Here is a 12,785-nt window from a genome sequence, read left to right as displayed (position 1 = left end):
CAGAGATAGGCCCCTTTCACCGCAAACGCATAATGAGTGGACAGGGGCGGCGATGGTTGGCTCTCTACCACGTTCTACCAGCCCCAGAACAGCAGCCACCAGGCGCCGATCACCGGCGCCTGGGCGGCGAGCATGGGCAGCATGGCAGCGAGTCGACGCGGGCCGCTGGCGTAGCGTCCGAGGATGCCCCAGCCAAGCCCCGCGCTTGCCACTACGCCAAGCCCAAGCAACAGCGCCCTGGCGTCATTGGCCCAGTGGATCAGCAGGCCATCGCCTCGCAGCAGGGTCAGGGTGGTCATCGACAGGCCCAGGAAGACGCCGACCGCGGCCAGGGGTATCAGGGCGTAGGACAGGTGCCACAGGCGCTGCCAGCGCCAGCGGCCAAGCAGACGGTTGGTCAGCGACAGCGACAGCGAGACAAGCCCCCCCAGCACCAGGGTAGTCACGCCGATATAGCCCAGCAGCAGGGCTCCATCGAGCAGGGTGAAGACGTCGTTGTGTTCGGGATAGTGGGTCAGCAGCCACCAGGGTGCGCTGGTTTCCAGCGGCCATCCCCAACCGCGCTGATAGAGCCAGACGGCCGCCTGCTGCTTGGCGGCCACGAACCAGGGGCTCGCCGACCAGTGGAATGCCCCCACCGCGATGCCCAGCAGGCCGAATACCACCAGCACGAACTCCCACAGGGTCGCGGGTCGCTGAGGCGGTGGCGACACCACCTCGATGCCGGGCGCCCTGAGCTCGAGATGGATAGCATCCTTGTAGCCTGAACAACGCGAGCACAGATGGCAGTCACTGGCGCTGTCCAGCTGCTTCAGCGGGATCAGCACCGGGCAGTCCGGAGCCCGGCTTCTTGACACCTCACGCCGGCGCTGGCGCCGTCCGTGTTCGGTCCATACCTCGGGGTCGGCGCGGTAGTGCAACGGCGCCAGCTTGGCCAACAGCGCAAAGACGCCGCTGACCGGACACAGATGGCGACACCAGACGCGCTTGCCCTTGCCGTAGACCAGACCGATCACGGCCGCCGCCAGGGTCGAGCCCCCCAGCACCAGCAGCGCGGCCTTGGGATACTGGTAGACGCTGACCAGCTGCCCATAGATCGTGGTCATGGCGAAGCCCACGAACGGCCAGCCACCCCAACGCATCCAGCGCGGTATCGCCCGGCCCATGCCGACACGGCTGGCGGCTTCCGTGATGGCACCCTCCGGACACATCATCCCGCACCATAGCCGCCCCGCCACCACCATGCTGACCATGACAAAGGGCCACCAGATACCCCAGAACACGAACTCGGCGAACACCGTGAGGTGATCGAGGATGCGTGCCTCATGGTTCGGCAGGGGCAACAAGGGTGGCACCAGCAGCAGCACGGCGTAGAACGCCACCACGGCCCACTGCAGTGTCAGAATCCAGCGCCGATGATGCTTCAGCCAGGCTCCCAGACGCGCCCAGCGTCGGGTCTTGCGGGCGCCTGGATGCCGATTCTCAGCCACGGTTGGCCGAGTGTCCTTGCCAGACCCGCAGCGGCGATCGCTGGCTTCTGGCATCACTGCTGGCGTCACTGTTGCCGTCCCTGTTGCCGGCACTGCCGCCGCCTCGTTCACGACACCGCTCCCTCGACGACGTTGTGGGACGGGCGCTGCCCGCCCACCCACCAGTAGACGAGCCCCCAATAGCACAGGTAGCCGAGCACCAGCGTCGAGGAAGGCCAGGCACGGTAACCGGCGATACTGGCCAGCAGTCCGCCGACTCCCTGGCCATCATCCAGCCAGGCACTGGTGTCCCACAGCGGATCGATCCCGACCGGCAACCAGCCCAGATTCATCAGCCGCTCGAGCGCCGCCACCCACAGGCCCGCCGCCACCAGCAGCAGCAGGATCTCGCTGGCCCGGAAGAACCCGCGCCAGGCCAGTCGTCGCGAGGACCACTGCAGCATCACGAAGCAGGCAGCCGCCGTGACAAAGCCGAGACCTGCGGCCAGGGCGAAGGAGGTCAGTTGTCCGCCTCGCCACTGGGCCAGACCCAGACCGTACAGAAACACCAGGGTCTCGGCGCCTTCCCGAGCCACCGCCAGGGCAACCAGGGTAGCAATGCCCCACAGCCGTGAGCGCGACAGACTCAGCATGGCGTCACACTCCATGGAGCGTTTGAAGGAGGCGCCGCGACGGCGCATCCACGCCACCATCTGCACGATCAACGCGGCGGCCAGCGCCGACATGGCGGTCTGAAACAGGGTCTGGGCGTCACCGGTCAACCAGCGCCCTACTCCCATCAGCACAGCACCCAGCACCACCGCCAGGGCGATACCCGCCGCGACACCGCCCCACAGCCAATTCAAGGCATCGCGACGCCCCTCTCGGGCGAGCCAGGCGTAGACAAGGCCGACCACCAGGATGGCCTCCAGGCTCTCGCGCAGGACCACGATAAAGGCCGCTTCGTTCATGGGTGAGCCTCCTCGGAGGCTTCCCGAGCGATGATCACGCCCTGGGCATCGGGCAGGTGAAACTCGTCGAAGTAGTCGTAACGCCCTGGCTTCAGCGGGTGGACCACGACGAAGGAGTGAACGCCGGGGCCCATCACCTTTTCCTGGCGAAGCCGGCGACTCTCGAATTCCACCGGCGTACTTCCGGCATTATGCAGTTCGATCTTGAACCGCTGCCCGGCGACGACCTCAAGTTCGACGGGATCAAGCCTGCCGTCAACAAGGGTCAACCGGTAGGTAGGCAGCGCTCCGGCCTCTGCCTGACCAGAGGTGGCGCACAGTGTCATCAGCGACAGCGCGACCAACGGCGCCGTGATCAGCGCGCCCGAGAGACGGGAACGACGTAGCAACAACATGACCGCCTCCTCTCAGTAGCCGCCCTTCTTGCCCACGCCGGCGTAGACAAAGTCGTACTCGACGTCGAAGGGCGCATACCAGGGTGCCACGCCGGTTTCCTTGTCGATGTGACGCATCAGGTGCGGCGCTTCGATGTGGAAGCTCAGGTGATAGCGCCCCATGCCCTCGAGCGCCACATTGACACCATAGTGGGTGCCGTCGCTGGCGATCATCGGCATCAGGCTACCTTCGATCACACTGTCGCTGCCTTCCTTCTGCAACCGATAGTCAATGTGCAGAAAAGGAATCCAGGCGCCGGGAGGAAAACCGTTGTCGTTGTCCTCGAGGGCGTGAATATCCGCCTCGAGATGAATATCGGCCTCGGCAGCGGCCAGCTCACCGGCAGGCTCCATGACCACCGGCTGCAGGTAGACCGCGGCGACTTCCATGCCGTTGACCAGTTCGGGCTCGCCGATCGGATACTCCAGCGCCGAGGCACTGCTGGAAAAGACACCAAGACAGACGGTGGTGGCCAGGGCGGCCAGGGCGGAGCGGTCAAAGATCGGCGATGCAGACATGCGAGAACCTCGGGATAGAAAATGGCGAGAACCGTTCGCGCTTCAAGAATCATTTCCATGAAAAAGTTCATGAAGCATCGCCCGGTGTCGCCACACTCTAGCCTGTGCCGGCAGGCACGCCTGTGACGTGCATCAAAGTCTCGAACCTCTGTTGCACTGGCCGCGCTTTTGCGTGACGCTGCACCATCGGTACCTAAGGCCCCTGACGAGATAGCGAAAGCCCATGACCAGCCTCAGCAAGACCCGCACCAGCTTCTATCGACGCCTCTACCTGGCCCATCTGGTGGCCACCGGCATCGATAGCGTGCCGGCCATCACCACCGCCACCGGCATGCCGAGACGTACCGCTCAGGACACCCTCGCCGCCCTCGAGGAACTGGACATCCGCTGCCGCTTCGAGCATCAGCCAGGCAAGCCTCACAATATCGGCCACTATCGCATCGAGGACTGGGGGCCGATCGATCCCGACTGGCTGTCGCTTCACGCCGAGCGCCTGGGGCAGTTGCTGGGCTACCCCTCCCTCGCCAACGCGCACCCTTGATCCCTTCACCGCGCAGGCAGCGAGCGCCCATGGGTGGAGATCACGACGGCTCAGTCAACGGGGCGTGCATGCCCGAAGCTCTCTCGAAGTGCATCACTGGCACGGAGCGTCGATACCTCCAGCCCCAGCCTCTCCACCCATTCAAGCGTCGTCTCGACCCAGCCGTCCCGTGAGACCATGAGCCGGTCACCACAGCGGCGGCAACTCTCCACCAGCAAGCGATGCTCTCCGCGCCGTTCATCCGTGAGCTCGAGCCAGTCCGCCCCTTGCGTCAACTGCAGCGCTGTCTCCGGCCACCAGGCCAGCCTCAGGCGAGGATCGACGGCCTCGGGTTCACCGGCGACCAGCAGCGCAATGGCGCCGCAGCCACACTCTGCCCTGGCGTAGAGATTGTTGCTCATGGTGTTCTCCCTGTTGATCCACGCCCTGTGATAGCCGACGCAAACGCCCCGGCTGGCGCCAAACGACGCCAGCCCCTATAGTCGAGCTTTCCTCGACACTGCATCGGATCATGGATTCACGACTCGAACAACGGGCCCTGTCGCTTTCGATCATCACCACCCTGGGCGTCGCCCTGCTCGGGGTCAGTTTCGGCCTGCTGGCCGGCTCCCAGTCGATCCTCTTCGACGGCGTCTTTTCCACCATCGACGCCGCCATGTCGGGGCTTGCGCTGGCGGTATCGCGGCTGGTCGTGCGCGAGGCGACCTCGCGCTTCCAGCATGGCTTCTGGCACTTCGAGCCGATGGTGGCGGCGCTCAACGGTGGCATTCTGCTGCTCTTGTGCTTCTACGCCTTTCTCAACGCGCTGCGGGAATTGCTGGGCGGCGGCCACGCCCTCGCCTTCGGCGCGGCCACCCTCTACGCCGCCGTGGTGCTGGTGATCTGCAGCGCCATGGCGGTGTATCTCAAGAAGATCAATCGCAGGGCCAACTCCGAGTTTCTGCGAATCGATCAGAAGAACTGGCTGATGGCGGCGCTGATCACCGGCGCGCTGCTGGTGGCCTTCGTGATCGCCCTTATGCTGGAAGGTACCGCGCTCGACCACTGGACGCCCTATGTCGATTCGGCGCTGCTGGTGGTGCTGACCCTGGTGTTCATGCCGGTGCCCATCAATATCATTCGGCGAGCCGCCAAGGACATCCTGCTGATGGCACCCAGCGCCATCGATCGTGAGGTGCACGCGGCGATGAAGGAGATCATGCAAAGGGAGGGTCTCAGCCACTACTACAGTCATGTGGCCAAAAGTGGCCGGGGCCACTTTATCGAGATCCATATCGTCACCGCGCCGAACTTCGCCGCCGGGCGCGGCATGGTAGAGATGGACGAGATCCGCGAGGAGATATCCTCACGACTGAGCATTCCCCCCGAGCGCCGCTGGTTTACCGTCGCCTTTACCGCCGAGGAACGCTGGGCCTGAAGGCGAGGCCGTCAGCCTGGCGCGGGGTCACCGGCAAGACGCGAATAGACCACATGGGACAGCGCCCGTCCGCCGACCCATTCGCACTCGCGCAGCACGCCTTCCTGTCGAAAGCCGAGTCGCTCGGGGATAGCGCGACTACGGCTATTGCCTTCGGCACAACGAATCTCGAGTCGATGAAGCTCGAGCTCGGCGAAGCCCCATTCCACCAGGGTTGCCACGGACTGCGACATCCGACCCTCACCCTGGCGGTCACTGCGCAGCCAATAGCCCAGCGACGCCCAGCGGTGACGTTCGACGATGCGGTTGAAGCCGACGACGCCGATCAGCGCGTCATCCTCGAGCAAGGCAAAGTGTCGAGCGCTGCCGAGACGCCGCTCGGCCATGGCAGCGGTGACGAAGACCTCGCAATCTCCAGGCTCGCGGGTCGCATCGACCCATGGCAGCCAGGGCCTCAACGATTCCCGGCTCGCATCGATGGCGTGCCACAGAGCGTCACAGTGTTCCTTGCCGATCGACGCAAGCCACAGCCGCTCGGACACCCTCAGCATGCTGCCGGCACCTCCTGCCTTCCAGGTCCGGACCCGCGCAACCTCCAGCGCCGACACACCATCTGAGGCTGAGTCAGAACGCCCGTCACTCGGCGGCCTCCCAGCGATCTCGCCCATTGCGCTTGGCCTGATACAGCGCCTGGTCGGCGCGATTCATGGTCTGCTCGTAGGTCTCGTCATGACGGTGCTCCGCCGCGCCGATGCTGACGGTCAGCGTCAGGGAGTCGTCGCTCACCACCTGGGTGGTACGCAGCTTGGCCTGGAGCCGCTCGAACAGGGGTTCAGCCGCCCACAGCGAAGCGCCGGGCAAGGCGATCAGAAACTCTTCGCCCCCCCAGCGACCGACGATATCGCCACCACGCAGGGTGTCGTCGAGGACCTTGGCCACTACCAGCAGCGCCTGATCGCCGACATCATGCCCATGCTCGTCGTTGAAGCGCTTGAAGTGGTCGATGTCCACCATCGCCAGGGTAAAAGGGCGTTGCTGTCGGCTGGAGGCGGCCATCAGTCGACGCAGCTCGGTGTGCAGGCCACGACGATTGGGGATCTTGGTCAATGGATCGAGCATGACCTCGCTTTCCAGCGTCTGCTTGCGCTCGAACAGCAGCTCCTGATAACCATCGGCGATGCGTGACAGCTTGTGCTGGCGACGCTGCTGTCGCTCCAGCCGGCGTTCGGCGGTGGACAGGTCGCTCTTGACGTTGCGCTGAAAGCCATCGGAAATGGAAGCCATGCGGTCCAGCCGCTCAAGCTGCTCGGTATGCCGCCGGTAGAGCGCTTCGAGCGGTGCCTTCAGTGGATTGTCCTGATGCTCGGACGAGGCCAGCAGCGCCTCGATGTCCCGCAGCAGCTGACGATCCCTTTCGGTCATGAACTGGTATCCTCGACGGGGGTGATCGCAAACGGAAAACTGCAGTCTTCCTTGAACTCCTCGGCCAGCTCGGCGATGCGTTCGTTTCTGACATCGTAGCGCCAATCCACGCTGCAGGCCTTGCCTTCCAGGTGAGCCTCCTCCATCAGGTCGAAGATGTCCATCATCGCCTTGACCGAGCTGGTGTTGAGGTAGACCAGTTCCAGGCACACCTCGAGGGGGCTCTCGCCGTCTCGCAGGTAGTGATCTACCCAGTTCAGCACGCCACTGTAGAGCTCGAAGGTGTTTTCGGGATAGGAATCGCCACGCATGGTCAGCGTTCCGGCGTCCCAGTCAGAACGAATGTCAGGGGTCGACTGGGTCCCGTCAATCGCAATGTCGTTGATCATTTTCTCGACTTTCCGTCAGATAGTGGCGGTGATGCAGAAAAAGCTCTGTTGATCGGAGAGCGGCGTCAGGTTCGACTGAAGCGGCTGGCAGGACTTGCGCGCCATGTCGATCAATCCCAGCCCTGCTCCCCGGGAGCCGTCTTCACGCGGCTTTCTGAGTTGCTGCTTGTAGCATCGCTTGAGCTCGACCGCGTCCATCTCGCCGAGTTCCTCGACGGTCGCCATCAGACGCTGGCCATCGGCATGCTCGACCACGTTGCCCGCCGACACCAGATAGTGACCCTGCTCGCCCCGCGCCACCGCAACGGTGGCGGTGGCGCGCTGTTCGTCATAGCCCATGGCGGTGGCGTAATGGCTGATGTTCTGGGTCATTTCGATGTAGGTCGAGAACACGTCCATCGCCGCCGATGGTGCCGCAGATTCGCTGTTGAGATAGTTGCGAATGGCCTTGCCGATCTCTTCGATCAGGCTATGGGAAATCGGGCCATTGAAGCTTAGCAGCACGCGCTGTTTCTCGAATTGGTCGCGCAGCGTCAAGAGGTCCATGGAACTTCCTCATCGTGACCGTGGTGAATATTGGACGTCGCGGACGCGGTGCCGTCCTGCTCGTCCTCGACCGCCGGCTGGAAGCACAGCAGGGTGATATCGTCACGCTGGTGCGCCTCACCCTGGAAACACGCCAGCGCATCCAGGAAGGCCGCGACCTGTGCTCTGGGATCGAGCTCGGCGTGCTCCAGCAGCATGGCCTCGAAACGCCGCCTGCCGAAGCCGAACCCGTGCTCGCCGCCTGCCTGATCCAGGAAGCCGTCACTGCACAGCGTACAGGACCAGCCAGGTACCAGTGCCAACGTTTGATTGGTGAACTCCCCACGACGCTTGAATGCCAGGGCGCGTCGGCCACCGGCCAGTACCTCCAGGCGCTGGCCATCGGTGGCATAGAGATCCAGCTTGGCGCCGGAGAAGGTCAATTGCTGCTGGTCGGCGCCGACCCACACCAGCCCCGCATCCATGTGCGGCGTCACGCCGTGAGCCTCGCTGTCGGCCTCGAGCGTGCGGCGAATGCGCCGGTCCATCTCCTCGAGGATACCCGCCGGATTCTCGGGCCCCACCTGGTTGACCGAGTTGTCGAAGGCCGCACGGGCGAGCATGGTCATCAGGGCGCCGGGCACGCCGTGTCCCGCGCAGTCGATGACCCCCAGCAGATAGCCGCGGTCATGACCGAAGTCCCGAAACACGAAGATGTCGCCGCCGACCGTATCCTTGGGACTCCACAGCACGCCGTGCCTTAGCCCGGCGCAGCGTTGCATGTCGCGGCTGGGCAGGATCGCCTGCTGCAATACCCGAGCGCAGTCGAGGGAATCATCGATCTGACGCTTGGCCTCGCTCATCTGCCGGTTGGCCAGGGTGAGATCCATGGTGCGCTGACGGATGCGTTCCTCGAGCTCCTCGGTATGGGCCTGAACCTGATCGGCCATGCGCTGGAAATCGCGTGACAGATCACCGATCTCGTCACCGCGGTCACTGTCGAGCCTGGTGTCATAACGGCCCTGGGCCAGCGCCTGGGCGGATTGACTGAGGCGACGCATCGGGTTGACGATCAGCCGCCGCAGGGCGATCACCACCACCAGCAGCACCACCCCGAGACTGGCCACCAGGGCGAACATCAGCGGCCACAACCAACGCTTTTCCAGCAAGGTGGCGGCGTAGGGATCGACCGCCGACACCAGCCACCAGTCGAGCTCCGGCATGTAGCTGACCGCCACCACTCGCTCCTCACCGGACCACTCGAGGGTGCGGGTCTCTACCTCTCCGCCGCTCTCTCGGGCCGATGCCAGCATCTCGGCGAGGGCCTCGGGATCCTCGACCGCCGCATCAAGCACGCCGCCGCCTTCATCGACCTGGCTCAAGTCGGTCGCCTGGAGCTCTCCGTCCTCTGCCATCGCCAGCACCCGACCCTCGCGGCCGAGCAGGAAGGAAGCCACACCCAACGGCTGATCGTCGAAGCTGCTGGCCAGAAGGCGGTTGAAATTGAGGCCGCCACCGACCATGCCAAGGGGCCCGTTCTCGCCGTCGACGCGAACATTGATCCACACCCGGGTGATGTCCAGCGCCGGACTATAGGCGACCTGAACCCGGGTAGGCGCCCCGCTGTCCATCATGCGGAAGTACCAGCTGTCTTCACTGTCACTGCGTGACAGCTGGTTGCGGGGGGCACGGCTTGGACTCATCTTGCCGTCGTTGAAGTAGAACTGGCGGCTGTCGTGATGCACCACAAAGTAGTCGTCACCGTCGAACTGCTGGCGAAATCCCTCGGACTCGGCGAAGAAACGGGCCTTGCGTTCCTCGTTGTCGATATCCGAGAGCCACTCGCGGGTGACCGTCAGATCGCCGAAGCGCCTGGCCAGGGCCAGTTCGGTGGACAGAGGCGTCAGCATTCGCTGGGTATGCAGCTGGCTGTACTGCTCGGCGAAGCGTTGTCCGAAGTGGCGCTCGACGTCCTGAAGCGCGTGGCTGCCGATCCACAGCACCGGCACCAGTGCGACCAGAAAGGACAACAACGGGATAAGTAACGACTTGACCCCCAATCCCAGGTGGCGGCTCATGATGCCTCCTTGGCGAGAATCGACAGGTGTAGAGAGTCTTGCATCACCTTCACTATAAGAATATGCGTATCGACGCATCATGCCATGAAACCCGTATGGCGGCTAATGAAGTGTCTCAGTCTTCTGCTCCGACAGACGCCTCCCCGGACTCGCTTCGCCACGATAAAAAAAGGGCGGCGAGCCAGGCTCGCCGCCCATCAACGATCAGTCACCCGATCGAGAGAGCTCAGCAAAACATCGTGTCGACAGGCAGTCCCGTCTACACCTCGAAACCAAGGCCGAAACTGGCCGCGTCCATCGCCATCAGGCCCTCGGCCCCTGCCTGCATCTGGGCGGCGTGGGTACGGGTGCGCGGCAACAGCCGTTCGAAGTAGAAGCGCGCGGTCTGGATCTTGGCCTGGTAGAAGCTGGCGTCGCTGGGCGAGTCCGCCAGCGCTTCCCGGGCGCACTTGACCGACCGGGCGAACAGATAGGCCAGGGTCACGTAGCCCGAGTACATCAGGTAGTCCACCGAGGCTGCCCCCACCTCTTCACGATCGCTCATGGCCTTCATGCCGATGCCCATGGTCAGCTCGCCCCATTGACTGTTGAGCTTGGCCAGCGGGCCAACAAAGGGCGCCATGGCCTCGTCGTCGGCATTGGCCTGACAGAACTTGTGGATCTCCTTTGTGAAGACCTTCAGGCTCTCGCCCTGGTTCATCAGCACCTTGCGTCCCAGCAGGTCCAGCGCCTGGATCCCGGTGGTGCCTTCGTACAGCCGTGTGATGCGTGCATCACGCACCATCTGCTCCATGCCCCATTCCTGGATAAAGCCGTGGCCGCCGAACACCTGTACCCCTTCATTGGTGGCCTCGAAACCAAGCTCGGTCAGGAACGCCTTGACGACCGGGGTCAACAGGCCCAGCAGGGTCTCGGCCCGCTCGCGCTCCTCGCCGGCCGAACACTGCTCGACCACGTCCACCAACTGGGCGGTATACAGCACCAGCATCCGGCCGCCTTCGGCGATGGCCTTCTGGGTCAGCAGCATGCGCCGCACGTCCGGATGGACGATGATCGGGTCCGCGGCTTTTTCGGGTGCCTTGGGGCCCGACAGCGCGCGCATCTGCAGTCGATCCCGGGCGTAGGCCAGGGCGTTCTGGAAGCTCGCCTCGGCGAGCCCCAGGCCCTGGATACCGACCCCGATACGCGCGGCGTTCATCATGGTGAACATGCACGCCAGCCCCTTGTTCGGCGCACCGATCAGGTAGCCGGTGGCACCGTCGAAGTTCATCACGCAGGTAGCGTTACCGTGGATGCCCATCTTGTGTTCGAGAGAGCCGCACACCACGCCGTTGCGCTCACCCGCTTCGCCCTGGCCATCAGGCATAAATTTCGGTACCAGAAACAGCGAGATGCCCTTGGATCCCTCGGGTGCATCCGGCAGCTTGGCGAGCACCAGGTGAAGGATGTTGTCGGCCAGATCATGCTCACCGGCGGAGATGAATATCTTGGTCCCGCTGATGCGGTAGCTGCCGTCATCCTGGGGCAGCGCGCGGGTCTTGATCAGCCCGAGGTCGGTACCGCAGTGGGGCTCCGTCAGGCACATGGTGCCGGTCCAGCTCCCCTCCACCAGCTTGGTCAGGTAGACGCGCTGCTGCTCTTCGGTGCCGTGGTGACGCAGCGCGTCTGCCGCCCCGTGGGACAGACCCGGATACATGCCCCAGGCCAGGTTCGAGCCACAGATCATCTCCGACAGCAGCATCGACAGTGACGGCGGCAGCCCCTGGCCGCCGTGCTCGGGCTCTGCGGCAAGGCTCGGCCAGCCACCCTCCACGTACTGGCGATAGGCCTCGCGAAAACCGCTCGGCGCCTTGACCTCGCCACCTTCGAGACGACAGCCCTCGCGATCACCGCTCTGGTTGAGAGGCAGCAGCACCTCGCGGGCGAAGCGCGCGCCCTCCTCGAGGATAGCCGCCACCACGTCGGGCGAGACATCATCCCCCGCGGGAAGACGAGCATAATGGCTCGGGTAGTCGAACAGTTCGTCCATCACGAAGCGCATGTCGCGCAGCGGGGCCTGATAGTCGGGCATGGGGCACTCCTGGATTCGGTGGCTGCGCCTGCGATGGACCTCGCCAGGACGCACTTTCAAACATGTGTTTGAAAGTAGCGACGGCCGCCTTCTAAGTCAAGCGTTCGTTTCAGGGCAGGATTCACTGCATGCGAATACCGCCATCCAGGCGAATGACTTCGCCATTGAGCATGCTGTTGGTGATGATCTGCTCCGCCAGGCGGGCAAATTCATCGGGCTTGCCCAGCCGCTTGGGGAAAGGCACCGCCTGGGACAGCGCGGCGACGGCATCCTCGGGGATGTCCGCCATCATCGGCGTCTCGAACACGCCCGGCGCGATCGCCATCACCCGGATGCCGTGACGCGACAGTTCCCTGGCGGCCGGCAGGCTCATGCCTACCACCCCCGCCTTGGAGGCGCTGTAGGCGCACTGCCCCACCTGGCCATCGAAGGCGGCGACCGAGGCGATATTGATGATGACCCCACGCTCACCGTCGTCTCCCGGCGGGTTCTGGCTCATGGCCGCCGCCGCCAGGCGCATGACGTTGAAGGTCCCGACCAGGTTGATCTGCACGGTGCGTGCATAGGCGTCGAGGTCGGCCGGGTTGCCGTGGCGATCCACCAGCTTGGCCACACTGACCACACCGGCGCAGTGGATCACTCCGGCAAGGCCGTCACCGTGGGCCTGGGCCGCGTCGATCACCGCCTGGATGTCATCCGCCGAGGTGACATCGCCCTGCACCGCGATGGCAGCGTCGCCCAGACGTCTGGCCTGGTCCTGCACGCCCTCGCTCAAGTCGCACAGCACGACTCGACCACCGGCGGCCACCAGGCGTTCGGCACAGGCGGAGCCAAGGCCGGAGCCGGCACCGGTGATGACAAAGGTCGCGTTCTCGATACGCATGCGAATTCTCCTGATCAATCATGCAACAAGCCCCGAGCACTCGCTCGGGGCGTAAGGTAAAAACGT

At 64.3% G+C, this 12,785-nt stretch carries 14 protein-coding genes; 2 read left to right on the top strand and 12 right to left on the bottom strand.

Annotated features, from left to right (window positions below; translation table 11 throughout):
* Positions 1-74: 74 nt before the first annotated feature.
* From C6W88_RS12140 to C6W88_RS12125, 4 genes are all read right to left on the bottom strand, one after another.
* Positions 75-1,490: a 4Fe-4S binding protein gene (locus tag C6W88_RS12140; RefSeq protein ID WP_231498633.1), complete on the bottom strand. Its 1,416-nt coding sequence runs from the start codon at positions 1,488-1,490 to the stop codon at positions 75-77.
* Between the two features lie 107 nt (positions 1,491-1,597).
* Positions 1,598-2,440 carry an FTR1 family iron permease gene (locus C6W88_RS12135; RefSeq protein WP_108132646.1) on the bottom strand — a complete coding sequence of 281 codons (843 nt, stop codon included), beginning with the start codon at positions 2,438-2,440 and terminating at the stop codon, positions 1,598-1,600.
* Complete coding sequence (locus C6W88_RS12130; RefSeq protein WP_231498632.1) at positions 2,437-2,835, bottom strand: cupredoxin domain-containing protein; 399 nt, start codon at positions 2,833-2,835, stop codon at positions 2,437-2,439. Before C6W88_RS12130 ends, C6W88_RS12135 begins: the two co-directional genes overlap by 4 nt.
* 12 nt (positions 2,836-2,847) lie before the next feature.
* On the bottom strand, positions 2,848-3,393 hold the full coding sequence (locus tag C6W88_RS12125; protein WP_108132645.1) for an iron transporter: 546 nt from the start codon (positions 3,391-3,393) through the stop codon (positions 2,848-2,850).
* Between the two features lie 223 nt (positions 3,394-3,616).
* On the opposite strand from C6W88_RS12125, the gene C6W88_RS12120 reads away from it, so the two are divergent.
* Positions 3,617-3,934 (top strand): winged helix-turn-helix domain-containing protein, encoded by a 318-nt coding sequence (locus tag C6W88_RS12120; protein WP_108132644.1) that lies wholly within the window; start codon positions 3,617-3,619, stop codon positions 3,932-3,934.
* Positions 3,935-3,984: 50 nt separating this feature from the next.
* Here C6W88_RS12120 and C6W88_RS12115 read toward each other — a convergent pair whose 3' ends face one another.
* Positions 3,985-4,335, bottom strand: a complete 351-nt coding sequence (locus C6W88_RS12115; protein ID WP_108132643.1) for a hypothetical protein — start codon at positions 4,333-4,335, stop codon at positions 3,985-3,987.
* Positions 4,336-4,445: 110 nt separating this feature from the next.
* Here C6W88_RS12115 and C6W88_RS12110 point away from each other — a divergent pair, with 110 nt between their 5' ends.
* Positions 4,446-5,351 (top strand): cation diffusion facilitator family transporter, encoded by a 906-nt coding sequence (locus C6W88_RS12110; protein WP_108132642.1) that lies wholly within the window; start codon positions 4,446-4,448, stop codon positions 5,349-5,351.
* Positions 5,352-5,362: 11 nt separating this feature from the next.
* On the opposite strand, the gene C6W88_RS12105 is transcribed toward C6W88_RS12110, so the two are convergent.
* From C6W88_RS12105 to C6W88_RS12075, 7 genes are all read right to left on the bottom strand, one after another.
* On the bottom strand, positions 5,363-5,902 hold the full coding sequence (locus C6W88_RS12105) for a GNAT family N-acetyltransferase (RefSeq protein ID WP_181248642.1): 540 nt from the start codon (positions 5,900-5,902) through the stop codon (positions 5,363-5,365).
* An 85-nt stretch (positions 5,903-5,987) separates the two neighbouring features.
* A complete protein-coding gene (locus C6W88_RS12100) occupies positions 5,988-6,773 on the bottom strand; it encodes a diguanylate cyclase (RefSeq protein WP_108132640.1) in 786 nt (261 codons plus the stop codon).
* Entirely contained in the window at positions 6,770-7,162 is a 393-nt protein-coding gene (gene siaC / locus C6W88_RS12095) for a biofilm regulation phosphoprotein SiaC (RefSeq protein ID WP_249742852.1), read from the bottom strand. Before siaC ends, C6W88_RS12100 begins: the two co-directional genes overlap by 4 nt.
* A 15-nt stretch (positions 7,163-7,177) precedes the next feature.
* Positions 7,178-7,708: a biofilm regulation protein kinase SiaB gene (gene siaB / locus C6W88_RS12090; protein ID WP_108132639.1), complete on the bottom strand. Its 531-nt coding sequence runs from the start codon at positions 7,706-7,708 to the stop codon at positions 7,178-7,180.
* Complete coding sequence (gene siaA, locus C6W88_RS12085) at positions 7,696-9,765, bottom strand: biofilm regulation protein phosphatase SiaA (RefSeq protein WP_181248643.1); 2,070 nt, start codon at positions 9,763-9,765, stop codon at positions 7,696-7,698. Before siaA ends, siaB begins: the two co-directional genes overlap by 13 nt.
* A 259-nt stretch (positions 9,766-10,024) precedes the next feature.
* The gene (locus C6W88_RS12080; protein ID WP_108132637.1) at positions 10,025-11,836 is read right to left on the bottom strand and encodes an acyl-CoA dehydrogenase C-terminal domain-containing protein; all 1,812 of its coding nucleotides are present in this window, start codon (positions 11,834-11,836) and stop codon (positions 10,025-10,027) included.
* A 121-nt stretch (positions 11,837-11,957) separates the two neighbouring features.
* Positions 11,958-12,719: an SDR family NAD(P)-dependent oxidoreductase gene (locus C6W88_RS12075; RefSeq protein WP_108132636.1), complete on the bottom strand. Its 762-nt coding sequence runs from the start codon at positions 12,717-12,719 to the stop codon at positions 11,958-11,960.
* Between the last annotated feature and the right edge of the window lie 66 nt (positions 12,720-12,785).

It is taken from the genome of Halomonas litopenaei (genome assembly GCF_003045775.1).
In the GTDB taxonomy this organism is placed as follows: domain Bacteria; phylum Pseudomonadota; class Gammaproteobacteria; order Pseudomonadales; family Halomonadaceae; genus Halomonas; species Halomonas litopenaei.
Note: the sequence above shows the minus strand (reverse complement) of the source record. Positions and strands in the feature narration are given on the sequence as shown.

Excerpts from the sequence above, each read along its gene's own strand:
- siaC (WP_249742852.1), bottom strand. The coding sequence starts at position 7,162 with ATGATCAACGACATTGCGATTGACGGGACCCAGTCGACCCCTGACATT.
- C6W88_RS12120 (WP_108132644.1), top strand. The coding sequence starts at position 3,617 with ATGACCAGCCTCAGCAAGACCCGCACCAGCTTCTATCGACGCCTCTAC.
- siaB (WP_108132639.1), bottom strand. The coding sequence starts at position 7,708 with ATGGACCTCTTGACGCTGCGCGACCAATTCGAGAAACAGCGCGTGCTG.
- C6W88_RS12075 (WP_108132636.1), bottom strand. The coding sequence starts at position 12,719 with ATGCGTATCGAGAACGCGACCTTTGTCATCACCGGTGCCGGCTCCGGC.
- C6W88_RS12115 (WP_108132643.1), bottom strand. The coding sequence starts at position 4,335 with ATGAGCAACAATCTCTACGCCAGGGCAGAGTGTGGCTGCGGCGCCATT.
- C6W88_RS12100 (WP_108132640.1), bottom strand. The coding sequence starts at position 6,773 with ATGACCGAAAGGGATCGTCAGCTGCTGCGGGACATCGAGGCGCTGCTG.
- C6W88_RS12105 (WP_181248642.1), bottom strand. The coding sequence starts at position 5,902 with ATGCTGAGGGTGTCCGAGCGGCTGTGGCTTGCGTCGATCGGCAAGGAA.
- C6W88_RS12130 (WP_231498632.1), bottom strand. The coding sequence starts at position 2,835 with ATGTTGTTGCTACGTCGTTCCCGTCTCTCGGGCGCGCTGATCACGGCG.
- C6W88_RS12135 (WP_108132646.1), bottom strand. The coding sequence starts at position 2,440 with ATGAACGAAGCGGCCTTTATCGTGGTCCTGCGCGAGAGCCTGGAGGCC.
- siaA (WP_181248643.1), bottom strand. The coding sequence starts at position 9,765 with ATGAGCCGCCACCTGGGATTGGGGGTCAAGTCGTTACTTATCCCGTTG.
- C6W88_RS12080 (WP_108132637.1), bottom strand. The coding sequence starts at position 11,836 with ATGCCCGACTATCAGGCCCCGCTGCGCGACATGCGCTTCGTGATGGAC.
- C6W88_RS12125 (WP_108132645.1), bottom strand. The coding sequence starts at position 3,393 with ATGTCTGCATCGCCGATCTTTGACCGCTCCGCCCTGGCCGCCCTGGCC.
- C6W88_RS12110 (WP_108132642.1), top strand. The coding sequence starts at position 4,446 with ATGGATTCACGACTCGAACAACGGGCCCTGTCGCTTTCGATCATCACC.